This window comes from Kouleothrix sp. (assembly GCF_046328425.1).
Lineage (GTDB): Bacteria > Chloroflexota > Chloroflexia > Chloroflexales > Roseiflexaceae > Kouleothrix.
In genome coordinates this window covers 170,990-197,406 of record NZ_JAXLWP010000003.1, presented here as the reverse complement: position 1 = coordinate 197,406, position 26,417 = coordinate 170,990, and the positions used below count along the sequence as shown (strand labels likewise).

The window sequence follows — 26,417 nt, the reverse complement described above, 5'->3', positions numbered from 1 at the left end:
AAGCATACGCATCTACCGTGACCACTCTACGACCACGTGTAGAAATTTCCGTACATTGCTAAAAGGCGCATGGGCGATATGCCGCGCATACGAAGTTCTGCGAAACTGCCAAAGCGAGCGATCGGCGGGGATGTGGGGGCGGCGCGATAGGAAGAGAATGATCACAATCGCGATACATCTGTTTGGTGGTTTCCAGGTAGCACGCGACGGCGTGCCGATACCATACTTCCGCGGCGACAAAGTGCGCGCGCTGCTGGCGTACCTGGCGACGGAAGCGGGGCGGCCGCACGCGCGCGACTCGGTCGCCGCGCTGCTCTGGCCCGACCAGCCGAACGAGCTTGCGCTGCGCAACCTGAGCCAGGCACTGGTGCGGCTGCGGCGCGCGATCGGCGCCTCCAGCACATTGATCGATGCCACCCGCCATACGATCGCGTGGGTTGGCGCGTCGGCGTACGCCGATGTGAGCGAGTTCGCGCAGCTTGCGCGCAGCGCCGACCCGGAAGACCTGACGCGTGCGGCAGCGCTGTATCGCGGCGAGTTTCTCTCGGGTTTCAGCCTGCCCGACAGCGAAGCGTTTGAAGAATGGCTCCTGCTCACGCGCGAGCAGCTTGCCCAGCAGGCCGTGGCAGTGCTCTCGACGCTGGCCGAGCAGCACCTGGCCGCCAGGCGCTTCGTGGCAGCGGCCGAAAGCGCGCGCCGCCAGCTCGCGCTCGACCCCTGGCGCGAGACGGCGCACCGGCAGCTGATGTGGGCGCTGGCGCTCGCCGGCGACCAAGCTGCGGCGCTGGCGGCCTACACGCGCTGCCGCAAGGTGCTGCAGGAAGACCTGGGGATTGCGCCGGACATGGAGACGCGCGCACTGTATGAGCGCATACGCTCGGGCCTGGACGCCTCGGAGCCATACCATGCCACGTCGCCGCAGCACAACCTGCCGATGCACCTTACCCCGTTTGTTGGGCGCGAAGACGATATCGCCACGCTTATAGGCATCCTAGGCCGGCCCGACCTGCACCTGCTGACGCTGCTGGGCATCGGCGGGATGGGCAAAACCCGGCTGGCCGTCGAGCTGGCGCGCACCAGCCTCGATCGCTACGCCGACGGCATTTTCTTTATCGCGCTCGCGCCGCTCAGCTCCGCCGACGCGATTCCGGCCGCCATCGCCCATGCGCTAGGCATGGCCGCGCAGGCCAACGACCTGCGGGCGGCGGTGCTGCACGTTCTGCGCGACAAGCACATGCTGCTTGTTCTGGATAACTTCGAGCACCTGCCCGAGGGTGCCGGGCTGGTCGCCGAGATCATACAGGCCGCGCCGCGCGTACAGATCATCGCGACGTCGCGCGCCCGGCTGCTGGTCTACGGCGAGTATGTGCATCAGGTCGAAGGGCTGGCGTACAGCCAGGTTGCCGACTCGGCGGCGGTGCGCTTGTTTGTGCAAAGCGCCCGGCGAACCCAGTCGTCGTTCAGGCTGCACGACGCGAACCTGCCGGCGGTTTTGCGCATCTGCCGGCTGGTGCAGGGCATGCCGCTGGGACTCGAGCTGGCGGCCGCCTGGAGCGCGATGCTCTCGCCGCAAGATATCGCCGCCGAGATCGAGCGGAACCGCGGCTTTCTGGAGGCCGACTGGCCGGGCGTGCCGGCGCGCCAGCGCAGCCTGCGCGCGGTGTTCATGTGGTCGTGGGGGCTGCTGAGCGAAGCCGACCGGCGCGTCTTGCGCCATCTGGCGGTGTTTCGCGGCAGCTTCAGCCGCGAGGCGGCCGAGGCGGTGGCCGGCGCGACGCTGCGCACGCTCACGAGCCTCATGCACAAATCGCTGCTGCGCCGGGTGGAAAGCCGATCGACCAGCGCGGCGGCGTACGAGATCCACGAGCTGCTGCGCCAGTTTGCGGCCGAGCAGCTCGCGGCGGCCGAGGAATACGGCGCGGTGATGGCGCGGCACAGCCATTATTACCTGCAGTTTCTGGCCGCGCGCGAGCGGCGCATTGCCCGCGACGAGCCCCGCGAGGCGATTGCCGAGCTGGAAGACGAGATCGACAATATTCGCCAGGCGTGGGCCTGGGCCGCCGATCACGCGCAGGCCGACGATCTGTACCTGGCGGCCTTTTGCTTCGCGCAGTTCTACCGCATGGCCGGCGCTTCCGAAGAATGGGCGCGCGTATTCGGCCTCGCCGCCGAGCGCCTGGCCGCGCATCTCGCGAGCGCGCCATCGCCCGAGGCGCTGCAGTCGCTCCAGCGCGCGCTGAGCACCGTGTGGACGTTTCGCGGCTCGGCGCTGATCCTGCAGGGCAAAAATGACCAGGCGCGCCTGCTGGCCGAGCAGGCGATCGAGCTGGCGCGCGCCTGCGGCAACGCCGAGGCTGAGGCGCACGGCTCGCTGGTGAAGGGCCAGGCCCTGCGCCGCCAGGGGCAATCGGCGCAGGCGCGCGCGCTGTTCGAGCAGGCGGCCGCGCTGGCGCTGCGCGCGCAGCCCGCCAGCGGCGCCCGCGAGTCGCAGGTGGAAACCGCGCTGATCGCCTATAACTGGCTGTGCTCGATCGCGCTGACCGAGGACGACTACGCCGCAGCCAGAGGCTATGTCGACGAGGGGCTGCGCATGTGCCAGCCTTTGAAGAAGCGCCTTTCGGAGATGATCTTTCGCACCGATCTGATGGACATCGCCCAGGCCCGAGGCGAGTATGCCGTTGCGCGCCACCACGGCGAGGCGGCGCTGCATCTGGCGCGAACGCTGGGCTATCTGCGCGGCGAAAACCATCTGAAGCTGGCGATCGCCGAGGTGGCGCGCCTGCAAGGCGAGTACGGCTACGCCCAGGAGCTGATCGACCAGGCGCTTACGGCGCATCATACGTTCGGCGACCTGCTCGGCGAGGCGGGCGCGATGAACGACAGCGGCTACCTTCAGCTGCTGATGGGCAACCTGCTTGGCGCGCAGCACTGGTTTGACCGCTGGGAGCAAACGCTCCGCGCCGCCGAGCTGCTGGCGCGCGAGTCGTTTCAGGGCATACTGCGCCTGGCGCTGCTGGCGCACGCGGCCGGCGATTACGCCGAGGCGCTGCGCTATGCCGAGGACGGCTGGCGCATGGCCTGCCAGCTCGACGGCCGCGCAAGCCAGGCCAACGCGCTGGTGATCCTGGGTATGGCCCACGCCGGCCTGCGCCAGCTCGAGCAGGCCGCCAGCGCCTACAGCCAGGCGCTCGATTTCTACACCGCGCTTGAGCACCTCCACAAGGCGGCCGAGCCGCGCGCCGGCCTGGCGCAGATCGCGCTGGCCCAGGGCGATCTGCCGCGCGCGCGCGCGCAAGCCGAAGCGATGCTGGCGGCGCTGGAAACCCGGCCGTATGTCGGCGTGGAGCGGCCGTTCGCGATCTACCTGGCGTGCTACCAGGTTCTGGCGGCCACCAACGACGCGCGGGCCGCTGGCGTGCTGCACATGGCCAGGCGGCGGCTGCAAGAGTACGCAAGCCACATCCCCGACCGCGCGCTGCGCCAGTCGTTTCTCGAAAATGTGCCGGCCCACCAGGCGCTGCTGCGCGCATACGCGGCGCTCCCCGCCGAAGAGTATACAAGCGGGCTCGGCCCTGGCGGCGTGGCGCTCTAAGAAACTGCCCGAGCGGCAGCATAGTACGTGTTGATCTTCTGTGTCCATTTTCCGCGCGGAGCGCGGAAAATGGACACGATACGGAGCGTAGCACCGCCTGGCGCCCTGGTGGTACACAGGCTTCTCAGGCAGCTTTAAGTCACGATCTCGTCACGATAGCTTGCTACGATACTGGTGGTTTCACAGCGGCTGCGCCAGCAACGGCCGAGCAGGAGGGCCTGGTGGACACGAGCTTTCCATACGACGCGACGCGATTGCCCGAGTACCTCGACCTGCTCCGCACCAGGGCGCGCATCGCAGTGGTGTATGGCGGCGATAAAAATCAGCCGGGCGCGGTGATCCAGCGCGTTCACAACCCCCGCGACTGGAAAAGCTACAAGCACGTCGCCTGCGACATTCAGGATGCGCTGAAAGAGCTTGGCTTCGGCTACGTCACGCTGCTGCCCGACGATATGCGCCTGCCGCAGCGGCTTGCCGACGACGGCATTAGCCTGGTGTGGCTGAATACCGGCGGGGTGCAGGGCTACAACTCGATCAGCCATGCCCCGGCGATGCTCGAAATGCTTGGCCTGCCCTACATCGGCCATCATCCGCTCAATGCCACGCTGCTCGACAACAAAGATCTGTTCAAGCGCTGCCTGCAGGGGCTGGGCATCAGGACGGCGCCTTTCATCACCTGGCACCCCGCCCAGGGCCCCCTGCGGCCCGAGAACGACCAGCGCTTCCGCGACGTCTTTGGCGCGTACCAGGGGCCATTTGTGGTCAAACCAGTGTCGGGGCGCGCCTCGCGGCACGTGCACCTCGCCGACACGCCAGCCGCGCTGCCCGAGGTTGCCGGCCATGTGTACGCAGTGACGTGTAACAGCGTGCTGATCGAGCGCTACCTTTCCGGCGCCGAGTACTGTGTCGCCGTCTGCGGCCCGATCACCTATGAGCACGGCGCGCTCGCCCAGCACGCCGCGCCGCGCGCTTTCTCGGCGCTTGAGCGGCTGTTTGAGCCAGGCGAGATGATCTACACGTCGCTGGACCAGCGGCCGATCACGCTCGACCGGCTGCGCCTGCTGGGCGACGACGAGCAGCCAGTCAAGCATGAGCTGCTGCAGCTGGCGCAGACGATCTACCAGGAGTTCGGCCTGCGCTCGATCGTGCGGGTCGATGTGCGCAGCGACCACGCGGGCGCGCTGCATGTTCTGGAGGTCAACCCCAAGCCGGATCTGAAACGGCCCAGCGCCGCCGGCACGAGCCTGGTTATGGCCGGGCCGACCGCCGATGGCACGAGCTACACCGATGTTATCTTTGGCCTGCTGGCCGATCGGCTGCACCACCTGCTGGCCTACGAGCAGGTGCTCGCCAAGCAGATCATCAGCCTGCTGAGCGAAGGCAGCCAGCCCCCGCTGCGCGCGGCCGCGCAGCCGCCGCGCTTCCACGCCGCCGCGCCGGCACCGGCCGATAGCGTGGTTACAGCGTGAGCAACCCTGTGCTGCACTCGCCAGCGCCAGCCAGGCAGCGCCAGCGCACCCTTGCTGGCACCGTCCTCGTGCTCGCGCTCTCGCTGGCCCTGCTGGGCTATGTGGCCTTGAGCGAGGCCAACCGCACCTACCCGTCCTTTCAGATCGAGACCCTGGCGGCGCAGGGCGAGGTGGTTGCCGCATCGCTGCGCACTGTTCTGCTGGCCGGCCTGCCGCTCGAGCAGTTCCCCGGCTTCGCAACTGTGTCTCAGCCGATACTCGACTCGGATCGGCAGATTGCGGCGATCGTGGTGGCCGACGCGCGCGGCCAGGCGGTTTTCGCCAACACCCAGGCGGGCGTCGAACCGGCAAGCGCGACTGCACCGGGCTTTGCGGCCAGCGCGCTGCAGCCGAAGCAGGCCCACTATCAGGTGGCCGAAGACGCGGCTTTCTACCGCGTGGCGCTGAAGCTCGAAAATAAGTTCGAGCCGGTGGGCACGCTGTATATTACAATGCCGCGCTCCGCCATCGCCGCGGCGATCGAGCGGCGCTTTGTGCTGGTGGCAGGCGCCGGGGTGCTGCTGGCGGGCGTGTACGGGCTGTTTGTGTGGTTCCTGATCAACCAGTGGCCGCCCTTTCAGCGCGCCAGCAGCGACTCCGAGGTGCGCTGGCTGAGTATTGGCTACGGCCTGGCCTGCCTGCTCATGGCGGCGGTGGTGATCGGCGCGCTCGTGACGCTGTATGCCGATGGCATTCAGGCGAAGACGCAGGCGCTGGCGCGCTCGCTGCAGCTGCGGCTGCTTGCGCCGATCGAGCTTGGGCTCGAGCTTGGCGACTTCGACCAGATCGATCAGGCGTTCAAGGACAGCCAGGCGCTCAATCCCGACATCAGCCTGATCGCGCTCACGCACAACCAGCGCATCGTCGTCGCCAGCGACCCACGGCGCGTTGGCGCGCTGCTGACGCACGCCTCGGGCAGCATCGAATACCAGCTGCCGCTTGACCCGGCGCGCGGCGCTGTGGCGGCGGAGGCGCCGCGCGCAGCATCGGAAGAGATCTATGTGGCTATTCCGGCGAGCGCTATCTATAGCAAGCTGTGGCGCAGCGTTAAAAATTTCGTTGTGCTGCTGGCCGCGTCGGGCTTTCTCTCGGTGCTTTTGTTCTCGCTTATCCACTCGTTCTCGGACCAGGCCGGCAGCGGCGTGGCCGATCCCGCGCAGCGGCAAGCCTTCGAGCTTGAGCTGATCAAGCCGTTTTATTTTATCAGCGTGTTTACCGAAGGCCTGACGACGTCGTTTCTGCCGCAGTACTTTCAAACGCTGGCGCGCGCATCGAGCATCGATCCGAACCTGGTTTCGGTTGCGTTCACGGCCTATTTCGTGGCATTTGTCGTGGCGCTCATTCCGGCCGGCCGCTTTGCCGAGCGGCGCGGCAACCGGCCATTGCTGATCCTCTCGGCCTGCCTCGTGGCCGCCAGCCTGGCGTTGATGGCGGTTGTCGCCGATTTCAGGATCGTGATCGCGCTGCGCGTGCTGGCCGGGCTAGGCCAGGGAATGCTGTATATCGGCGTGCAGTCGTATATTCTCGATATGGCCGCCGAGGGCAAGAAGACGCAGGGCGCCGCGATCATTGTGTACGGCTACAACGGCGGCATGATCTCGGGCACGGCGATGGGCGCGCTGCTGGTTGTGTCGATGGGCGTGAAGAACGTGTTCATCCTGGCAGCGGTGATCGCGGTGTTTCTGGCGCTGTATGCCGCCAGGCTGATCGCGCGGCGCGCGCAGTCGCCCGCATCTACGCCAAACGGCGCGGCGATCCACGGCCTGATCCCCGGGCTGATCAACGCGGTGCGCGATCTGCAGTTCGTCAAGTCGATGCTGCTGATCGGGATCCCCGCCAAAGCAATTCTCACCGGCGTGACGATCTTTGCGCTGCCGCTGCTTCTGGCGCAGCAGCACTACGCCCAGGAGGATATCGGCCAGATCATTATGCTATACTCGGTTGGCGTGCTGGTTTCGAGCCGCTATATCGCGCGGCTGGTCGATCGGCTCGGCCAAACCACGCCGATACTGTTTATTGGCGCGTTTGTGAGCGGCATCGGGCTGATCCTGATGGGCTTGATCGGCTGGCAGGCGGTGATGAATAGCAACTACAGCTTTCTGCCGGCGCTTGTGCTCAGCGTTGGCATTATTGTGCTGGGCGTGGCGCACGGCTGTATTCACGCGCCGATCGTGACGCATATTTCAAACACCCATGCCGCCGATACGCTTGGCCGCAGCACGACCGCATCGCTGTACCGCTTTCTTGAGCGCATCGGCCATATGTCCGGCCCGCTGCTCGTGAGCCTGATGCTGCTCGTCAATCAGGGCAGCGCAATCGCGATCGCCTGGCTCGGCATGGTGGTGCTGAGCCTGAGCCTGCTGTTTGGCTTCAGGCCGGGCGAGCGTATGCTGGCGCGGCAGGCACCGAAGGGGCAGCAATGAACCGCTGGCGGCGCGCGGCAATCTGCCTGCTGTTTGCCGGGCTTGGCTGCCTTCTGGCGCTCGGCGGCCCGGCGGCGGCGCTTGGCCGCGGGCCTGGCGCCAGCGCCACGCCCACGCCATCGGAGGTGGCGGTGGTGGTTGCCGCGCCGGCGCTGAATCTGCGCGCCGGCCCCGGCGCGAGCTTTCGCGTGCTGCGCAAGCTGTATGCCGGCGAGCGGCTGGTGGCCCTCGAGCCGCAGGCGCCGGGCGATTGGCTCCGCGTGCGCGCGCTCGATGGCAGCCTCGGCTGGGTTAAGCGCGCCGCCACCGATTGCTGCCCGGCCGCCGCGCAGCCGCCTACCCCCACGCCGGCCGTGGCGGCCAGCCCAGCTGCGCTGCCGGCACCGGCGCCAACCGTGGCAGCCCAGCCGGCAGCCTCGGCCGCCGATCAGGCGTGGTTCCGCGTTGATGCGCAGGCCGCGGCCGGCTGGCAGGTCGCGCGCGACCCTGGCGACCCCTGGCGCTGGGCGCTGACGCAGCGCGATCGCGGCGCGGCGCTCAAGCGCGTGCTGGTGCTGTACACCAAGCCCTCGCCGGCGTACGACACGGCGATCGGCGCGATCCTCCAAGTGTTTGCCGCCAAACAGCTCGCCGCCGATTTTTCGGTGGTCAATATGCGCAACGACACGGCCGCCGGCCAGCAAGCCCTCGATCGCGCCGTTGCCGAGCGCTTCGACCTGCTGTTCTCGATGGGCTCCGACGCAACTGCGTTTGTGTCGGCGCGCTTCCGCAACGGCCCCATCCCGGTGGTGTCGGTCAGCTCGAAAGATCCGGTGCTGCTGGGCCAGCTGCCCGACTACACCAGCGGCAGCGGGACGAACATCGCCTACACCTCGCTCAACGTGCCGATCGAAGTGCAGATGACGTACCTCAAAGCGCTCAAGCCGCAGCTCCAGGCCATCGGCGTGCTGTATGCCGCAAGCAACGCCAGCGCGATCGAAACCCAGGTCAAGCCGCTGAAGCAGGCAGCCGCCGCCTATGGCATCCGGGTGCTCGATATCGTGGTGCAGGACGATCGGCGGGCGCACGCCGAGCTGGCGGAAAAGGTCGCGCGCGCCGCAGCGGCGCTCGACCAGGCCGACCCCGGCGGCCAAAACAGCATATTCTGGGTGACGGGCAGCACGTCGATCTTCAACGAGATCGCGACGATCAACGCGTCGGCGGGCGCCATTGCGGTGCTGAGCGCGGTTCCCGACGTGGTGCAGGCGGGCGATGCGAGCGCGGTGCTCTCGATTGGCGTCAGCTTCGGCAGCAACGCGCACCTCGCGGCGGTCTATGGTGTCGATATTCTGGCTGGCAGGGCGCAAGCCGGCGCATTAAAAGTTGGCACGATCTCGCCGCCCGATATCGCGATCAACTTCCGCCGCGCCCGCGCGACCGGCCTGAAGATACCGTTTAGCTTTTTCGAAAGCGCCAGCACGATCTACGACAGCGCTGGCAAGCTCGTACGCGCAGAAGGACGGGTCGTCCATGATCCGTAATCGTATTGCCTGGCTATCCCGGCGGCCGGCCTCACCGCCGGCCCAGCCCGCCACGCCAAGGCGAGCCGGGCGCATCAGCTTGCTCGCCCAGATACTGCTGGCGACCCTGATCGCCGGGCTGCTGCCGCTGGGCCTGATCAGCTACAGCGCGCTCACGGGCTACACCGCCGCCAGCCAGAAGGCGACCGACTCGGCGGTGCAGCTGCTGGACGACAAGTCGCTGCACGAGCTGCAGGCCCACGCCACACAAACCGCCGATACGATCGCGCGCTTCCTCGAGGCCCGCGTCGACGATACCCGCTCGCTGACGCTCATCCCGCCGACGCCGGAGGCGTACCTGGCGTTCTACGGCATGCACGGGCGCGATATCCGCTACCCCGTCGGCAGCGCGGATGCGCCGCGCGAGCAGCGCCAGCGCATACCGCTGTATCGCGAGATCGCGTACCTCGACGCGCGCGGGCGCGAGCTGCTGCGGATCGTCGACGGGCAGCTCGTGCCCGCCGACCAGCTGCGCGACGTCGGCGTTCCGGCAAATACAACCTACAAGACCGAGGACTACGTCGCGCAGATCCGCACGCTGCCGCCCGGCCAGGTGTACGTGTCGCCGGTCATGGGCTGGCATACCTCGTCGGCGCAGCAGCCTGCCGGCCAGGCAGCCGGCGCCGACGCGAGCGACAGCCTAAGGTATAGCCAGTACCAGGGCGTGGTTCGCTTCGGCACCGCCGTCTACACGCGCGCGGGGGCGCTGGCGGGGATGGTGCTCCTATCGCTCGACCACCGTCACCTCATGGAGTACACGACGCACATCCAGCCGGTCGCCGCCGACGCCTGGACGCTCTACCCGGCGTATGCGAGCGGAAACTACGCGTTTATGTTCGACCAGGATGGCTATACGATCGCGCACCCGCTGCTCTCGCGCATGCGCGGCCTGGACGAGACCGGGCAGGTCGTGTCGTATATGCGCCAGGATATGACGGCGGCCGAATTGGCCCGCCACCCGTTCAACCTGCGCTACGCGGCGTGGTCGGATCCGAGCTGGCCGACGATCTTCACCGCAGTGCTGCAGGGCAAGCCGGGCTTCGCCATCACCACCAATCGGGCCGGCGCGCAGAAGGCGTCGGCCTACGCGCCGATTCGGTTCGGCTACGGCGTGTATCGCGGCTCGGGTATTTTCGGCGGGGTTGTGATTGGCGCGAATGTGGACGAGTTCCACAAATCGGCGACGGTCATTCGCACAACCATTCAGGACGAGCGCAACCGGCAGCGTACGAACATGCTCTGGATCGTGCTCGGCGGCATTGTCGTGCTGGCGGGCGCCGCCGTGCTGGTCAGCAGCAGCATCATCCGGCCCGTGCAGCAGCTGACCAGCGCGGCGCGAGCGATGGAGCAGGGCGAGTTCAACGCCAGCCTGCTCGACCGCCTGCTAAACCGGCGGATCCAGGACGAAGTCACCCAGCTTACGCAGGTGTTCAAGCGGATGGCCGAGCAGGTAAACTTGCGCGAGCGCAACCTGCGCCAGCAGATCGTCGACCTGAGCATCCGCATCGACGAGAAAAAGAAGCAAGAGCACGTCGCCGAGATCACCGAGAGTAGCTATTTCCTCGATCTGCAAGAGCGCGTGGCGGCAATGCGCGCGAAATACCGCGATCAGGATAGCAGCGAGTAAAGGAACACCAGCCATGCCCAAGATTATTTCGATCCACTCGTTCCGCGGCGGCACCGGCAAATCGAACACCACGGCAAACCTGGCCGCGCTGCTGGCGGCCGACCAAAAGCGCGTGGGCGTGATCGACACCGATATTCAGTCGCCCGGCATTCACGTGCTGTTTGGCCTCGACGAAAGCTCGATCACCTACTCGCTCAACGACTACCTGTGGGGCAAGTGCGCGATCGAGCAGACGGCGATGAATGTCACGTCGCGGCTTGGCAAAGACATCGGCGGCCAGGTGTTTCTGATCCCGGCCAGCATCAAGGCCGGCGAGATCGCGCGCGTGCTGCGCGAGGGCTACGATGTGTCGATGCTCAACGACGGCCTCTACCAGCTCGTGCGCACGCTCAAGCTCGATGTGCTGCTGATCGACACGCACCCCGGCCTGAACGAAGAGACGCTGCTCTCGATCGCGATCTCCGACGCGCTGGCGGTGGTGCTGCGCCCCGACCAGCAAGACTACCAAGGCACCAGCGTGACCGTCGAGGTGGCCCGCAAGCTGCGCGTGCCGCACATGGTGCTGATTGTCAACAAGGTTCCGCACATGTTCGACGCCGACGAGGTGCGCCAGCGCGTCGAGCAAACATACAACTGCGATGTGGCGGCGGTGATCCCGCACTCCGACGAGCTGATGGCGCTGGCCAGCGCCGACATTTTTGCGCTGCGCTACCCCGATCATCTGCTGACGATGGCCTACAGGCAGATCATGAACGCGCTGATCGGCTGAGCGGCTGGCCGAAAGGGCGCGCGGCGGGCAGAGAATCGCGCACCCGCCTGTTTCAGTTCGGCTCGGCAAACGCTCGGCGAGCCAAGTCACGATCTCGTCACGATACCCCACTATAGTTGCCCGTAATCACTACCCTTCAGCAAGCGCGCTCGTTGAGCTATAGTGCAGGAGCCGGATTGATGATTGATCGGCCGATCTTTAACCCCGTTTTCCATGTCGAGGTTGTCGAGTCTGAAGGCGTCTATCTGCTGTCCGAGCGAGGCCACTTTGTTCTGAAGGGCGTGGTGCACTGCCGGCTGGCGCCGCTGATCGACGGCACGCATACCGTCGATCAGATCGTCGATCTGCTGGCCGGCGAGATCAGCCCGGCGCAGGTGTACTACGCCCTCAACCAGATGAAGCAGAAGGGCTATATTGTTGCCGGCACCACGGCCGCAGACGAGCAGGCCGCGTTCTGGCGCTCGTTCAACCTCGACCCAGAGGAGGCGAGCCGCCGCCTGCAAACTCGCCGCGTGGCGCTGACCGCGCGCGGCAGCGCCGCCACCGCCGGCCTTGCCGCCGCGCTGGAGGCCCTGCATGTCGCGCTTGTCGACCCCGACGAGGGCCAGGCCGACCTCACGGTGGTCGTGACCGACGACTACCTGCAGGAGGGGCTTGAGCAGATCAACGCCGACGCGCTGCGCTCGGGGCACCCGTGGATGCTGATCAAGCCAAGCGGCATGGTGCTATGGATCGGGCCGATCTTTGTTCCCGGCAAGACCGGCTGCTGGGCGTGCCTGGCCCAGCGCCTGGCGCCAAACCGCGAGGTCGAAAGCTACCTGCAGCAGCGCAAGGGCATTCGCAAGCCGTTCCCGGTATCGCGCGCCGAGCTGCCCTCGACAAACCAGGCCGCGCTGCAGCTCGCCGCGACCGAGATCGCGCTGTGGCTGGCGCGCGGCGAGAGCGCCGATCTTGAGGGCCAGATCCTGACGCTTGAGTTCCCCAGCCTGAGCAGCTACCGCCACCCGCTGATCAAGCGGCCGCAGTGCCCAAAGTGCGGCGACCCGGCGTACCTCGCGGCCCGTGAGCCCGAGCCTGTGCGGCTCCAGAGCCGCAAAAAGCAGTTTGTCGCCGACGGCGGCCACCGGATCGCCACCCCCGAGCATACAATCGCCAAGTACGAGAAGCACGTCAGCCCGATCACCGGCGCGGTGACGCTGCTGGCGCGCACGCCGACCGACGAAGAGCAGTTTCTGCACGTGTATATGGCCGGGCACAACTTCGCATCGCAAACCCAGACGCTGCACTTCCTCAAGCAGGGGCTGCGCAGCAAAAGCGCCGGCAAAGGCATGAGCGATGCCCAGGCGCGCGCCAGCGCCCTGTGCGAGGCGATCGAGCGCTACTCGGGCCTGTTCCAGGGCGACGAGCTGCGCGTTCGCGCGAGCTACCGCCAGCTTGGCGACGCGGCGATCCACCCGAACGCCTGCCAGAACTATAGCGAAGAGCAGTACCGCCGGCGCAACGCCTGGAATGCGCGCGGCTCAACCTTCCAGGTTGTCTCCGACCCCATGGACGAAGATGTGCCGATCGAGTGGACGCCGATCTGGTCGCTGACGCACGAGACCTTTAAGTACGTGCCGACGGCCTACTGCTACTACCGGTACCCGATTCTTCCGAGCGAGTTCTTCGCCTGGGCCGACTCAAATGGCAACGCCGCCGGCAATACGCTGGAAGAGGCGATTCTCCAGGGCTTCTTTGAGTTGGTCGAGCGCGACGCCGTGGCGATCTGGTGGTACAACCGGCTGCAGCGGCCGTCGGTGGATCTCGCCAGCTTCAAAGAGCCGTACTTCACCGAGCTGCAAGAGCGCTACCGCCGCCTGAACCGCGACCTGTGGGTGCTCGATATCACCAGCGACCTGGAGATCCCCACATTTGCGGCGGTGTCGCGGCGGGTCGACAAGCCGGCCGAGGATATCCTGTTCTCGTTTGGGTCGCACTTCGACCCGCGCATTGGCATTCTGCGCTCCCTGACCGAGATGAATCAGTTCCTGCCGGCGGTGATGCACGTGCGCGCCGACGGCAGCGGCGCGTACCAGTACGACGACGCCGATAGCCGGCACTGGTGGCAGACCGCCAGGCTTGAACAGCACCCGTACCTCGCCCCCGCGCCCGGCCTGCCGGCACGCCATGCAAGCGACTACCCGCGCGCGTGGAGCGACGATGTGCGCGACGATGTGCTGCGCTGCAAGGCGATCGTCGAGGCGAAGGGCATGGAGATGCTGGTGCTCGACCAGACGCGCCTTGACGTCGGGCTGCCGGTTGCCAAGGTGATCGTGCCGGGGATGCGGCATTTCTGGGCGCGCTTTGCCCCCGGCCGCCTGTACGATGTGCCGGTGCAGATGGGCTGGCTCGCCGAGCGCCTGCGCGAAGATCAGCTCAACCCAATTCCGATTTTTATATAGGTAGCATGAGCACATCGTCGTTCCAACCAACCGGTGCGCTTCTCCGGGTGATTGCCCGCGCCGCGCCGCCACACGAGCGCGCAAGCAACCCTTGCTTCGCGCCGATGCCTCAGCAGGCGCACCAGGCAGAGCGCATGCTGGCCTGGACCAAGGTGCTCGTGGGCGACGACGCCGAGCAGCTTGACGCGCTGCTGGCGGCGTATGGCCGCAGCCGCGATGAATTCGCCGCTGGCCTGGCCGATGTGCTTGTCGTCGATCCCGGCCAGCTGCCGGCCTGGGCGCGCAGCCTGGTTCGGCTGATCGACGCCGACGGCGACGCCGAGGCCGCGTCGGATCCATATGCGCTGTTTATGCGCTTGGGCCGCCACGATCTCCTTCAGCTGGATCCGCAGCACGAGCTGCTTGCCGCGCAGGCGCTGGACGATCTGCTGGCGATGCTGCGGCGGCGCCTGTTTCAGCCCTGTATCCAGGTATTGCGCTACGAGATGCTGGCCATGTCGGCCTGGGGTGGCTCGCGGGAATCGGCCGCGCAATCTGCCTTCAATGGCACGAATTCAGCCTGGATGCGCCGCTTTGAGCTTTACCCGGTGCTTGCCTACATCGTCGGGGTGGTATACACCAACTGGCACACTTTCGCCGCCGAGCTGCTCGGGCGCCTCGCGGCCGACCGCGACGTGCTCGCCGAGCAGCTGTTTGCGGGCGTGCCGGGCGGCCCGGTCGCTGGCGTGAAAGGCGATGTCGGCGACATGCACAACCATGGGCGCTCGGTGGCCGTTCTGACGTTCGCCTCGGGTGGCAAGGCGGTGTACAAGCCCAAAGATCTGCGCATCGCCGCGGCGTATATGGATCTGGTGCGCGCGCTCAACCCGTACCTTGAGCTGCCGCTCATGGCTCGCACCATCCTCACCAGGGGCTCGTACGCCTGGGAGGCCCACATTGCGCCGGCGGCATGCCAGGCCGAGCAGCAGGTCGCGCATTTTTACCGGCGCATGGGCATGACCATCCGGCTGCTGCAAATGCTCGAAGCCCGCGACTTCTGGCTCGACAACCTGATCGCCTGCGGCGACCAGCCGGTGTTTATCGACCTCGAGATGCTGCTGCAGCCGCGCGATCATCCCATTCGGCCGCTGGCGCCCGCCGAGCGCGAGGCCCAGCGCCGCGTGGAAGAGTCGGTTGTGCTGACGTGCACCGTGACCATGCCAACCGTGATCGGCATGGGCGTGAGCGCTGAAGACCTGGGCGCGCTGAACAGCCAGCAGCACTTTCTGACGCCATTCAAGGCGCAGCTGTCTGGCGATCTGACCAAGGCCGCTTCCCCCGATCAGTACCGCACCTGGGAGCATACCGAGCACGTGCCGACCCTGAACGGCACGCCGATGACTGTTGACGGCTACGTCGACGAGCTGCTCGCGGGCTACCAGGCCATGCACGACTGCTTGTACGCCAGGCGCGAGGTGCTGCTGGGCGCCGACAGCCCATTGCGGGCGATGGCGTGTGTTCCGGTGCGGTTTATTCACCGCGACACCTGGACCTACTACCAGATCTTGCAGTGGAGCCTCGCGCCCTCGCGAATGACCGATGGCGTGCGGCGCGAGCAGTTCCTTTTGCAGATGCTGCGCATGGCCTACCAGCAGCATGGCGCGCAGCCGCAGGCGCTGCGCCTGGCCGCCAGCGAGATCGCCGGCATTCGCGAGAACGATGTGCCGTTCTTCCAGTGCCTGCCGTGCGGCCCTGCGGTGCTTACGGTTGAAGGCGCGCCGATCGAGGGCTACTTCGGCCAGAACGCCTTTGATCGGATGAAGGAGCGCTTGCTCGACCCGGCGCACTGCCAGCGCCAGCTCGACGAGCAGCGCGATTTTCTGAATTCGTGCCTGGCCGCCGGGAAGCATACGCCGCCCGCGCGCCCGGCCGGGCACACGCGCGCCGCAGCGCCCGACTGCCCGGGTTGGACCGACGCCGCGATCGAGCTGGGCGACCAGATCCTGAGCTATGCCGCTGAGGCGCCCGACGGTAGCATGGCCTGGGCCGGGCTGACCTACCACCCATTCAGCGATATGCGCTGCGTCGAGGTGCTGCAGCCCGACATCCTCACCGGCACGGGCGGCCTGGCGATCGTTCTCGCCGATCTGTACGCTGTTTCCGGGCTGGCGCGCTTTCGCCAGGCAGCCCGCCACACGCTTCTGGCGTCGTATCGGCTGGTGAGCGAGGCGCCAACAATGATACGCGAGGTGCTCGAGCGCAGCACCTTTGGCAGCATCATCCCCACGGCCTGCGGCGCGCTGTATGGCCTTGGCGCGCAGCTCTACGTGCTGCGGCGCTGCGCACGGGCGCTCGCCGATGCCGAGCTCGACGAGGCGGCGCGGGCGTACCTGACGCTGCTGCCGCTGCCCGAGCTCTGCCGCCTGGCCGGCCCCGATCTTGTCGCGGGCACCTCCGGCCTGCTGCTGGCGACCCTGGCGGGCCACGGCGCGCAGCCGCCCGCGCCAGGGTCGCTCGCGCTGGCCGAGCACCTGCTGCGCTCGCGCGCGGCGGATGGCAGCCTGCCCCGCACTAGCTACCCGGCCGCGTCGGCGCTCGCGAGCGTGCCCGATGCGGCTGGCGGGATGGCGCTGGCGCTGGCGCGGATTGCGCGCCTGCCGAGCGCCCCCGCGCCGATCCAGGACGCCGCCGCGCAGGCGGGCGCGCTGCTGCGCGAGCGGGCGCCCGACGAAGGCGCGCCGGTGGGGCACCTGCTCGCGCGGCTGGGCCTGATCGCCGACGGCGCGACCAGCGATAGCGCTGCGCTGGCAGGCGCCGACCGGTACCTTCAGGCCGACGTGGCGGGCCACTCGTCACGGGCGCTCCTCGACGGCCTGGAGGTCGCCAGCGCGGCGTATCGGGCCAGCCAGGAGCGCCGCTATGCCCACGTGGCGCAGGCGCTTGGCCAGGCGCTGTGGCAGCGCCGGCAGGCGCACGGGTCGTGGTTCCCCGAAACCTTCGCCGCCGACCGCCACAACCTTTCGGCGATCTGGGGTGTTGGCGCAGTCGCCCACGCCCTGCTCAGGCTCGAGCATCCACGCCAGATTCAATCGATCCGGCTGGTCGGGTAAGCACGCAGGAGGCTATTGAAGTGCACCAGGAAATCGCAGAAATGCTCCCCGCCCCGGCGATGGTGGCCAGCGTAGCCCCATCGCCGCGCGCGAACATCTACGATCCGTCACAGCTTATTCTCTCGTTTCACCGCGAGGTGAAGATCGCCGAGGAGGCCGAGGAGGTCAAGGTTCACCTGCCGGCGGCCACGCAAACATTGCGCGGCGCCACGCCCGGCATGCGCGCCGTGCTACGCTCACTGGTTGCCGACGGCGCGCGCCAGGATGAGCTGGCTGATCTGCTGCTTTCGCTCGACGGGCAGGTGTCGCTGGCCGGGCTGTACTACCGGATCGAGCAGTGGAAAGCGTGGAAAGTGCTCCGCTACACGCTCGCCGATCGCGAGCGCCGGCTGCTGACGATCGAGCCGATGTCGCCGAAGTTCCAGCTCAAGGCCGGGCCGATCGAGCCCGACGCGGGCTACGCCCTCTCGCGCTTCGCCTTTTGCCGCCGCCTGCGCAACCAGATAGTGCTTGAGTCGCCGCTGTGCCACGCCCGCGTGCTGCTGGAGGGCGACGCAGGCGCGGCGCTGATCGGCGCGCTGGCACTGCCACGCTCGGCCCGCGAGCTAAGCAGCCACGCCGGCCTGCCCGAGGACATTGCGCTGACGGCCGTGAGCCTGCTCGCGCAGCTGTCGCTGGCTGTGCCGGCGAATGAAGACGGCACGACGCAGGAAGACCACGACGATACGCTGCAGCAGTGGAATTTCCACGACCTGCTGTTCCACTCGCGCAGCCGCGTCGGCCGCCACGATTACCCATTCGGCGCCAACTACCGCTTCTTCGGCAAGATCCCGTCGCAGCCGGCCGTCAAGCCGCAGATGTCGGGCGACGTCGTCGGCCTGTATCGGCCCGATCTCGACGCGCTCATGCAGCACGATCTGCCATTCACGCACGTGCTGGAAACGCGCCGCTCGGTGCGCGACTATGCCGACCCGCCAATCTCGCTGCAGCAGATCGGCGAATTTCTCTACCGCACCGCCCGCGTGCGCTACCTGATCGAGCCATTCTCAAGCCCCGGCATGATCTACCAGGCCAGCAGCCGCCCATACCCAGGCGGCGGCGCGGGCTACGAGCTGGAGCTGTACCTGACGGTCAATACCTGCGATGGTCTGCCCTCGGGGATCTACCACTACGACCCGCTCGAGCATCAGCTGTGCAGGCTCGCCCCGCGCAACGCGCATGTCGAGGCCCTGCTCGACGGCGCCTCGATCTCGGCCGCGCGGCTGTGCGTGCCGCAGGTGCTGATCACCTTTGCGGCGCGATTTCAGCGCATGGGCTGGAAGTACGACGGCATGGCCTACGCGGCGACGCTCAAAAATGTCGGCGTGATGTACCAGACGATGTACCTGGTGGCCACGGCGATGGCTATCGCGCCCTGCGGCTTGGGCAGCGGCAACTCCGACCTGCTTGCCCAGGCCGCGGGCCTCGATTACCTCAAGGAGTCGTCGGTTGGCGAATTTATGTTGGGCAGCCGCGCAAGCTAGGAAGGAGCAAGAGCATCGACCGTCTTGGATCGCGCTAATTCGTCCGAGCCAGCTAAGTTCCACCAACAATTCACCACCACTGGAACGACTTTTCACCCTCATCAAGGAGCCAAAAGATGAATCCCGACCAGAACCAGCTTCAGGAGTTCACGAAACAGTATGGCCAGGTGATTGCCAAAGCGTGGGCCGACGACGACTTCAAGGCGCGCCTGCTGGCCGACCCCGCCAGCGTGCTGAAGGCCGAGGGCATTGCGGTGCCCGACGGGGTTGAGCTGCGCGCGGTTGAAAATACCGACAGCGTGATGTACCTCACCCTGCCGCCAAAGCCGAGCGAGGATCTGTCTGACGAGCAGCTCAACCAGCTCGCCGGCGGCGGCACTGCCAGCAGCACCGGCACCGCAGGCACGTTTGGCACGCTCTGCGGCACCATCATGACTGTCGGCTCGGTTGGAACCGCTAGCTCGTTTGGTTAGAAACCAGCCTTTGAAACGAAAGGAAGCACACCCAATGGATCAGGATCAGCTGCAGGAGTACGCCAAGCAATACGGGCAGGTGGTTGCCAAGGCCTGGGCCGACGACGACTTCAAGGCGCGCCTGCTGGCCGACCCCGCCAGCGTGCTGGCCGAGGCCGGGCTCGCGCCGCCAGCCGGCGTGGAGGTGCGCGCCGTCGAGAACACCAGCAATGTTGTGTACCTTACCATCCCTTCCAAGCCCTCCGACGAGCTATCGGACGAGCAGCTCAACCAGGTTGCCGGCGGCCTGACGGCCGGCTCGGCTGGAAGCATCTCGTGCCTTGGCTCGTTCGGATCCTGCTTCGGCACGGCCTCGAGCGCCGGCACCGTTGGTACCGCCAGTTAATGTTTATATGGCTTACGCAGTTGGCGAGCTCAGCCTTCGGCAGAGCGGTACCGAATTCCGTAGAGGTGTCCATTTTCCGCGCACAGCGCGGAAAATGGACACACGATGATCAAACAGTACCGTGCTGCCGCAGGCACTATGCACGGCTTCGGGAAGCCGAACCGCGCAACTGCGTAAGCCCTAGTTTAAAGGAGCACTCAGTTGGACATGAACCAGGAGCAACTCCAGGAGTACGCCAAGCAGTTCGGGCAGGTGGTGGCCAAAGCCTGGGCCGACGACGAGTTCAAGGCGCGCTTTCTGGCCGACCCCGCCAGTGTGCTCACCGAACAGGGCATCGCTGTGCCGGCGGGTTTGGAGGTGCGGGCTGTCGAGAACACCAGCAATGTTGTATACATCACCCTGCCGCCCAAGCCCAGCGACGAGCTCTCCGACGAGCAGCTCAACCAGGTTGCCGGCGGCACGACCGCTGGATCGGCGGGCTGCCTGTCGTCGGTCAGCAGCATTTGCACCTCGTTCGGCAGCATCATGAGTGCGGGCACGATCAGCACCGCGAGTTAAGCTCTTGATAGTAAGGAGTAGCAGGTGGAATCCAAACGAGAGCAGTTCCAGGAGTATACGAAGCTGTCGGGGCAGGTGCTGGCCAAGGCCTGGGCCGACGAGGAATTTAAGGCACGCTTGCTCGCCGATCCCGCAGCGGTATTGCGCGAGGAGGGCCTGCCGATCCCGCAGGGCATCGAGGTGCGCGCGGTCGAGAATACCGACACGGTGATGTACCTCACCATCCCGCCCAAGCCCGGCGAGGAGCTATCGGACGAGCAGCTCAACCAGGTGGTCGGCGGCGACACCGCCAGCACCGCCGGCACCATGGGCACGGTCTCGACTCTGCCGTGCTCGACGCTTGGCACGGCGGGCAGTATTGCGACCGCCAGCACCATCTAAATATCGCGCTCGTACCGTGGCAATCCGGCATCAGACAGCCTCTGAGAAACTGTCTGAACAGGGAAGTGCGAGGGGCATAGCCCCTCGCGCACCCCTTTTCTAACCCCAACAACGGCGACGGCCCAAACCAAGACGTAGCATGGCGAGGAGTGCAGATGTTCCGCAAGGAAGCCCTGGATCGTCTATCGTCCCTTGAAGAGCTGGACGAGCTGATGCGCGTGACGACACCGCGGAGCTGGCTTGCGCTGCTCGCGCTCGGCAGCCTGCTGGTGGTGGCGCTGCTCTGGGGCCTGTTTACCACCATTCCAACCACCATCGCAGGCCGAGGGTCGCTGACTGCCGCCGCTGGCAATGCCGCCGAGCTGCAGGCGACGGTGTATGTCGGCATCGACGATGGCCGGCAGATCCAGCCGGGCATGCCCGTGAAGCTGGCGCTGGCGCGCGCGCCGAAAGAGCAGTGGGGCGTGCTGCTCGGCACCGTCACGGCGGTCGCCGATGTGCCCTCCGACCAGGAGGGCATGCGCGGCAGCCTCGGCAACGATGCCTATGCCCAGGCGCTGGCGGGCGCCGGCCTGATCGTTCCGGTGCAGGTGCAATTCGTCCGCGACCCGGCCACCCCCAGCGGCTACAAGTGGTCGTCGCCGCAGGGGCCGCCGATGCCGTTGCAGAAGGGCATGCTGTGCCAGGGCACGATCACGATCAACGAGCAGCGCGCGATCAGCCTGATGCTCCGCTAGCCCGCGCGACACGCGCCGGCGTTTTTTGCCCTTGGCAGCGGTACTTTGTGTGCGGTCTTCCGCGCGGAGCGCGGACAAGCGCACGCAGATAAGCGAAAGTGCCGCGCAGGCGATGAACAACACTGGAGAGCAACCCCATGAGCGCACCAGCAGGCGCCAAAGAGAAACCGCCGGCCGCGCGGCGCGCCGCCCGCCCGCAGCGCGCCAGAACGCCAACCGTGCTGCAGATGGAAGCAGTCGAGTGTGGCGCCGCGTCGCTGGGCATTATTCTCGGCTACCATGGCCGCGTCGTGCCGCTTGAAGAGCTGCGGGTCGCCTGCGGCGTGTCGCGCGATGGCAGCAAGGCCGGCAATATCGTCAAGGCGGCGCGCAGTTACGGGCTTGCCGCCAAGGGCCTGCGCAAAGATATGGCCAGCGTGCGCGCCGTGCCGGCGCCGTTTATCGCCTTCTGGAACTTCAACCATTTCCTGGTGGTCGAAGGCTTTGAGAAAGACAAAGTCTACCTGAACGACCCAGCGCGCGGCCCGCGCGTCGCCAGCCTCGAAGAGTTCGACCGATCATTCACCGGCGTGGTGCTGGTGTTCGAGCCAGAGCCTAGCTTTGTGAAAGGCGGAACCCGGCCCAGCGTCGTGCAGGCGCTCGGGCGGCGCCTCCGCGGCTCGCGCGAGGCGGTGCTGTACGTGGTGCTGGTGAGCCTGGCGCTGGTGCTGCTCGGCCTGGTCATTCCGGGCTTTACGCAGATCTTCATCGACCAATACCTGGTCGGGCGCCTGGCGAGCTGGCTGCAGCCGCTGCTGCTGGCGATGATCGTGACCGCAGCGCTGCTGGGCGTCTTCACCTGGCTTCGGCAGCGATACCTGCTGCGCCTTGAGGCGAAGCTCGCGCTGACCTCGGCGAGCACGTTTTTCTGGCATGTGCTGAACCTGCCGATCGTCTTTTTCACCCAGCGCTCGTCCGGCGAGATCAGCAACCGCGTCGCGCTGAACGATAAGGTGGCGCAGCTGCTTTCGGGCGACCTGGCCACCAACTTGCTCGGCGTCGTGCTCGTGGTGATATACGTCGGGCTGATGCTGCGCTACGATGTGGTGCTCACGCTTCTGGCGGTCGCGATCGCGATCGTCAACCTTGTGGCGCTGCGCTATGTGGCGCGCAAGCGCACCGACCAGAACCAGCGCTTGCTTCAGCAGCGCGGCCAGATGATGGGCACGGCCTTTAACGGCTTGCAGTCGATCGAGTCGCTCAAGGCCAGCGGCACCGAGTCCGATTTCTTCGCCCGCATCTCGGGCTACCTCGCCAAGTCGGTCAACGCCGAGCAAGACCTCGGGCTCTCGACGCAGGTTCTGGCGGCTGTTCCGCCGCTGCTGACGGCGATCAATACCGCCGCCATTCTGGTTATCGGCGGCCTGCGCGTCATCGACGGCCAGCTCAGTATCGGCGTGCTGGCGGCCTTTCAGGTGCTGATGCTCGCCTTCATGACCCCGATCACCCAGATGGTCAGCCTGGGCGCGAAAATGCAGGAGGCCGCCGGCGATATGGCCCGGCTCGACGACGTGCTGCGCTACCCGGCCGAGCACCACGCGCTGGCCGAGCTGAATGTGCCCGGCGCGGCCACCACCAAGCTCACCGGCTACCTTGAGCTGCACAACATCAGCTTCGGCTACAGCCAGCTCGAGCCGCCGCTGGTCGAGCAGTTCAGCCTGACGCTCAAGCCCGGCTCGCGCGTCGCGCTGGTCGGCGGCACCGGCAGCGGCAAGTCGACGATCGCGAAGCTGGTGACGGGCCTGTACGCGCCGTGGAGCGGCGAGGTGCTGTTCGATGGCCAGCCGCGCAGCGCCACGCCCCACGCGCGGATCGTCAACTCGCTGGCGATCGTCGATCAGGATATCGCGCTGTTCGAGGGCACGATCAAAGACAACCTGACGCTATGGGATACGACCATCTCTGAGACCAATATCGTGCAGGCCGCCAAAGACGCCTGCATCCACGAGGAAATCTCCGATCGGCCCGGCGGCTATAGCTTTCAGGTCGAAGAGAACGGCCGCAACTTCAGCGGCGGCCAGCGCCAGCGGCTCGAGATCGCCCGCGCGCTGGTTGGCAACCCGTCGATCCTGGTGCTGGACGAAGCCACCAGCGCGCTCGACCCGATCACCGAGCAGCGGATCGACGATAACCTGCGGCGGCGCGGCTGCACCTGCTTGATTATCGCCCACCGCCTCAGCACCATTCGCGATTGCGACGAGATCATCGTGCTCGATCGCGGCAAGGTGGTGCAGCGCGGCACGCATATGCAAATGCAGCGCGTCGACGGGCCATACCGCCGCCTGATGATGGCCGACCAGACGTCGAAGCCGAAGTCGTACCTGGAGATGCTATAACGATGACCGACTCACAGCCGGCCCAGGGTGCGAGCGACAGCGCCACGGGGCTCGAGCTATTTTTGCTCGCCCTGCGCTACAAAGAAGGCCAGCTGCTTTCTTTGGAGGCGAACAACCCGTTTCTGCTCGACGACCCCGCAACCTGCTACATCGTGTATACCGGCAAGGTCGACGTGTTCGCCGTTCGCCTGCGCGCCGGGCAGTTTATTGCGCCGCGCCGGCACATGCTGCGCGCCGAGGTCGGCGACCTGCTGTTTGGCTTCGAGCGCTCGGAGGACGGCCAGGGCGTGGGCCTGCTGGCAAGCGGTGTTCCGGGCACCAAGGTTTTGCGGCTGAAGCACACCCGGCTGCGCCAGCTTGCCGGCGAAATCGAATATCAGGCAGTGCTCAGCGCGCTGCTCGACCGCTGGGTCAACAATCTTTCGCGCGCGGTCGCTCGCGATGTCCCGCCGAAAGATGTGATCCATCTCGACGCGGGCAAGCCAACTGCGCTCAAGCTCCACAATTCGGTCATGCCCAGGCACGGCGTGCTGTGGATCAAGCACCTGGCCGGCAGCTCGCAGTGGATGGGGCGCGACGATCTGCCGCCGCTCGGCGGCGAGGGCTACATCCCGCTGTCGGTGTATACCTGGGCGCGGGCGGCGCAGCCCGGCCAGGTCGCCGCGCTCGGCACAGCGCCCTTGCTCGAGCAGAACAACGTGTGGGCCGGCCTGGCCGATTTCCATAGCCTTATGCTGCTGGCGCTGACGCGCAATGTGCTGGTGGAAGAAACCAGCGAGCGCGAGCGGCTCCAGCGAAAGGCCGACTCGCAAGCCCTGGTGATTGAAAACGCCGTTGCCCAGATCGCATCGCTGCTGGAGCCGCAGGCCGCCACGCCATTCGCGCGCCAGCCCGGCCCGCTGAACGACCCGCTACTCGCCGCATGCCAGCTGGTCGGCCAGGCGCTGCGGATCGAGATCCGCCCGCCGGCCGGCTCGCAGGCCAGCCGCAGCCAGCAGAGCGCGATCCGGCAGATCGCGAAAGCTTCGAATATTCGTGTCAGGCAGGTCACGCTTGCGGGCGAATGGTGGCGCGACGACAACGGCCCGCTGGTCGCTCTGGTGGAGGCGACCGGGCGGCCGGTCGCGCTCCTGCAGACCACGCCGCGCAGCTATATGCTGCACGACCCGACCACCCAGGCCAGCACGCCGGTGACGCCGCAGGTTGCCGCGTCGCTCGCCACGAGCTGCTATACGTTCTACCGCACGCTGCCGCGCACCATGCTATCGCTCTGGGATCTGCTTGGCTTTGGCGCGCGCCAAAGCCGCGACGATCTGCTTATGGTTGTGGGCATGGGCCTGGCGGCGGGCCTGCTGGCTATGGTTGTGCCGATCGCGACAGGCGTGATCTTCGATCGGCTGATCCCCGAGTCGCAGCGCGGCCAGCTGCTGATCATCGGCCTGGTGCTGCTGGCCATCGCGCTATCGACCATGCTGTTTCAAATAACGCGCAGCATTGCGATGCTGCGTATCGAGGGCAAGATCACCGGCGCGCTCCAGGCGGCGCTGTGGGACCGGCTGCTGAGCCTGCCGGTGCCGTTCTTCCGCAACTATTCGGCAGGCGATCTTGGGCTGCGGGTCATGGGCATCACCGCAATCCAGCAGGTCATATCCGGCCCGGTGATCACGTCGATCCTGTCGGGGGTGTTCTCGGTATTCAATCTGCTGCTGCTGTTCTTCTACGACCGCGTGCTGGCGGTTGTGGCCACCGCGCTGGTGCTGATCGCGGTGTTTGCCACCACGCTGGCGGGCTATCTTCAGGTGCGCTACCAGCGCGAGCTGACCGAGATCGAAGGGCGGATCTCGGGGACCGTGCTCCAGTTCCTCAACGGGATCGCGAAATTTCGCGTCGCCGGCGCGCAGCATCACGCCTTCGCCACGTGGGTCAACCAGTTCAGCCAGCAGCGCAGGCTTGCCTACCGGGCGCGCAATGTCGCGAATGGCCTGGCGGTCTTTAACGCCGTCTACCCCGTGATCACCTCGCTGGTGATTTTTGCGACGGTTGCGGCCTCGATCGAGCGCGGGCTGTCGACCGGCCAGTTTCTGGCGTTCAATGCGGCGTTTGCCCAGCTTCTGGCGGCCGCGCTGCAGCTCAGCGGCGCCTTTATCGCCATTCTGACGATTGTGCCGATCTACGAGCGCGCCAAGCCGATTCTCCAGACGATCCCCGAGGTCACGCAGGCGAAAGCCGACCCCGGCACGCTGGCAGGCGCGCTCGAAATCAATCACGTCTCATTTCGCTACAAAGAGCATGGCCCGTTGGTGCTGAAGGATATTTCCCTGCAGATACAGGCCGGCCAGTTCGTGGCGCTGGTCGGCCCCTCCGGCTCGGGCAAGTCGAGCCTGCTGCGCCTGCTTTTGGGGTTTGAAACCCCCGAGACCGGGGCGATCTACTACGACGGCCAGGATCTGAATGGCCTCGACCTCGAAAGCGTGCGGCAGCAGATTGGCGTGGTGCTGCAAAACGGCAGGCTGATGAGCGGCTTGCTGCTTCAAAATATCATCGGCGCGTCGCTGCTCACGGTCGACGATGCCTGGGAAGCGGCGCGCATGGCCGGGCTCGATGAGGATATCAAGCGCATGCCAATGGGCATGTTTACTGTGATAAGCGAGGGCGCCGGCACGCTATCGGGCGGCCAGCGGCAGCGCTTGATGATCGCCCGCGCGATTGCTAACAAGCCGCGCATCATTATTTTCGACGAGGCCACCAGCGCCCTCGATAACCGCACCCAGGAGATTGTCAGCCAGAGCCTTGAAACGCTGCAGGCAACCCGGATTGTGATCGCGCACAGACTGAGCACGATCAGCAATGCCGACAAGATCTTTGTGATTGACGAGGGGCGGATCGTTCAGACCGGCACATACAATGAGCTGATCGCTCAGCCGGGGCTGTTTGCCGAGCTGGCCAGGCGCCAGACGATCTAGTGCCAGGCGCGGCA

Annotated in this window: 16 protein-coding genes; all 16 read left to right on the top strand. The window is 66.5% G+C overall.

The annotated features are described in order from the left end of the window. Nucleotides 1-157: 157 nt before the first annotated feature. Entirely contained in the window at nt 158-3,592 is a 3,435-nt protein-coding gene (locus tag U0177_RS00820; protein WP_409568678.1) for a BTAD domain-containing putative transcriptional regulator, read from the top strand. Between the two features lie 221 nt (nt 3,593-3,813). After that, nucleotides 3,814-5,061: a D-alanyl-alanine synthetase gene (locus tag U0177_RS00815; RefSeq protein WP_409568677.1), complete on the top strand. Its 1,248-nt coding sequence runs from the start codon at nt 3,814-3,816 to the stop codon at nt 5,059-5,061. Continuing rightward, on the top strand, nt 5,058-7,523 hold the full coding sequence (locus U0177_RS00810; RefSeq protein WP_409568676.1) for an MFS transporter: 2,466 nt from the start codon (nt 5,058-5,060) through the stop codon (nt 7,521-7,523). Before U0177_RS00815 ends, U0177_RS00810 begins: the two co-directional genes overlap by 4 nt. Beyond that, nucleotides 7,520-9,043: an ABC transporter substrate binding protein gene (locus U0177_RS00805; protein WP_409568675.1), complete on the top strand. Its 1,524-nt coding sequence runs from the start codon at nt 7,520-7,522 to the stop codon at nt 9,041-9,043. Before U0177_RS00810 ends, U0177_RS00805 begins: the two co-directional genes overlap by 4 nt. Continuing rightward, complete coding sequence (locus tag U0177_RS00800) at nt 9,033-10,709, top strand: HAMP domain-containing protein (RefSeq protein ID WP_409568674.1); 1,677 nt, start codon at nt 9,033-9,035, stop codon at nt 10,707-10,709. Before U0177_RS00805 ends, U0177_RS00800 begins: the two co-directional genes overlap by 11 nt. A 13-nt stretch (nt 10,710-10,722) precedes the next feature. Next, nucleotides 10,723-11,478: a MinD/ParA family protein gene (locus U0177_RS00795; RefSeq protein WP_409568673.1), complete on the top strand. Its 756-nt coding sequence runs from the start codon at nt 10,723-10,725 to the stop codon at nt 11,476-11,478. A gap of 179 nt (nt 11,479-11,657) precedes the next feature. Beyond that, nucleotides 11,658-13,919: a TOMM precursor leader peptide-binding protein gene (locus U0177_RS00790; RefSeq protein ID WP_409568672.1), complete on the top strand. Its 2,262-nt coding sequence runs from the start codon at nt 11,658-11,660 to the stop codon at nt 13,917-13,919. Between the two features lie 134 nt (nt 13,920-14,053). Beyond that, a complete protein-coding gene (gene lanM / locus U0177_RS00785; protein ID WP_409568671.1) occupies nt 14,054-17,008 on the top strand; it encodes a type 2 lanthipeptide synthetase LanM in 2,955 nt (984 codons plus the stop codon). A gap of 41 nt (nt 17,009-17,049) precedes the next feature. Next, nucleotides 17,050-18,531 carry a SagB family peptide dehydrogenase gene (locus tag U0177_RS00780; protein ID WP_409568670.1) on the top strand — a complete coding sequence of 494 codons (1,482 nt, stop codon included), beginning with the start codon at nt 17,050-17,052 and terminating at the stop codon, nt 18,529-18,531. A gap of 116 nt (nt 18,532-18,647) precedes the next feature. Then, a complete protein-coding gene (locus tag U0177_RS00775; protein WP_409568669.1) occupies nt 18,648-19,004 on the top strand; it encodes a thiocillin family RiPP in 357 nt (118 codons plus the stop codon). Nucleotides 19,005-19,038: 34 nt separating this feature from the next. Beyond that, complete coding sequence (locus U0177_RS00770) at nt 19,039-19,389, top strand: thiocillin family RiPP (RefSeq protein ID WP_409568668.1); 351 nt, start codon at nt 19,039-19,041, stop codon at nt 19,387-19,389. 207 nt (nt 19,390-19,596) lie between these two features. Beyond that, on the top strand, nt 19,597-19,947 hold the full coding sequence (locus tag U0177_RS00765; RefSeq protein ID WP_409568667.1) for an NHLP leader peptide family RiPP precursor: 351 nt from the start codon (nt 19,597-19,599) through the stop codon (nt 19,945-19,947). 24 nt (nt 19,948-19,971) lie between these two features. Beyond that, complete coding sequence (locus tag U0177_RS00760; protein WP_409568666.1) at nt 19,972-20,328, top strand: NHLP leader peptide family RiPP precursor; 357 nt, start codon at nt 19,972-19,974, stop codon at nt 20,326-20,328. A gap of 155 nt (nt 20,329-20,483) precedes the next feature. Beyond that, a complete protein-coding gene (locus U0177_RS00755) occupies nt 20,484-21,065 on the top strand; it encodes a hypothetical protein (RefSeq protein WP_409568665.1) in 582 nt (193 codons plus the stop codon). Nucleotides 21,066-21,202: 137 nt separating this feature from the next. Beyond that, nucleotides 21,203-23,440, top strand: coding sequence for an NHLP family bacteriocin export ABC transporter peptidase/permease/ATPase subunit (locus U0177_RS00750; RefSeq protein ID WP_409568664.1), 2,238 nt, complete (start codon nt 21,203-21,205; stop codon nt 23,438-23,440). Between the two features lie 2 nt (nt 23,441-23,442). Further along, nucleotides 23,443-26,403, top strand: coding sequence for an NHLP bacteriocin export ABC transporter permease/ATPase subunit (locus U0177_RS00745; protein WP_409568663.1), 2,961 nt, complete (start codon nt 23,443-23,445; stop codon nt 26,401-26,403). The last annotated feature ends 14 nt before the right edge of the window (nt 26,404-26,417 follow it).

Coding starts and splice junctions, on each gene's coding strand:
- lanM (WP_409568671.1), top strand. CDS start 14,054: ATGCTGGCCTGGACCAAGGTGCTCGTGGGCGACGACGCCGAGCAGCTT.
- U0177_RS00745 (WP_409568663.1), top strand. CDS start 23,443: ATGACCGACTCACAGCCGGCCCAGGGTGCGAGCGACAGCGCCACGGGG.
- U0177_RS00750 (WP_409568664.1), top strand. CDS start 21,203: ATGAGCGCACCAGCAGGCGCCAAAGAGAAACCGCCGGCCGCGCGGCGC.
- U0177_RS00780 (WP_409568670.1), top strand. CDS start 17,050: ATGCTCCCCGCCCCGGCGATGGTGGCCAGCGTAGCCCCATCGCCGCGC.
- U0177_RS00800 (WP_409568674.1), top strand. CDS start 9,033: ATGATCCGTAATCGTATTGCCTGGCTATCCCGGCGGCCGGCCTCACCG.
- U0177_RS00795 (WP_409568673.1), top strand. CDS start 10,723: ATGCCCAAGATTATTTCGATCCACTCGTTCCGCGGCGGCACCGGCAAA.
- U0177_RS00765 (WP_409568667.1), top strand. CDS start 19,597: ATGAACCAGGAGCAACTCCAGGAGTACGCCAAGCAGTTCGGGCAGGTG.
- U0177_RS00820 (WP_409568678.1), top strand. CDS start 158: ATGATCACAATCGCGATACATCTGTTTGGTGGTTTCCAGGTAGCACGC.
- U0177_RS00775 (WP_409568669.1), top strand. CDS start 18,648: ATGAATCCCGACCAGAACCAGCTTCAGGAGTTCACGAAACAGTATGGC.
- U0177_RS00770 (WP_409568668.1), top strand. CDS start 19,039: ATGGATCAGGATCAGCTGCAGGAGTACGCCAAGCAATACGGGCAGGTG.
- U0177_RS00790 (WP_409568672.1), top strand. CDS start 11,658: ATGATTGATCGGCCGATCTTTAACCCCGTTTTCCATGTCGAGGTTGTC.
- U0177_RS00805 (WP_409568675.1), top strand. CDS start 7,520: ATGAACCGCTGGCGGCGCGCGGCAATCTGCCTGCTGTTTGCCGGGCTT.
- U0177_RS00755 (WP_409568665.1), top strand. CDS start 20,484: ATGTTCCGCAAGGAAGCCCTGGATCGTCTATCGTCCCTTGAAGAGCTG.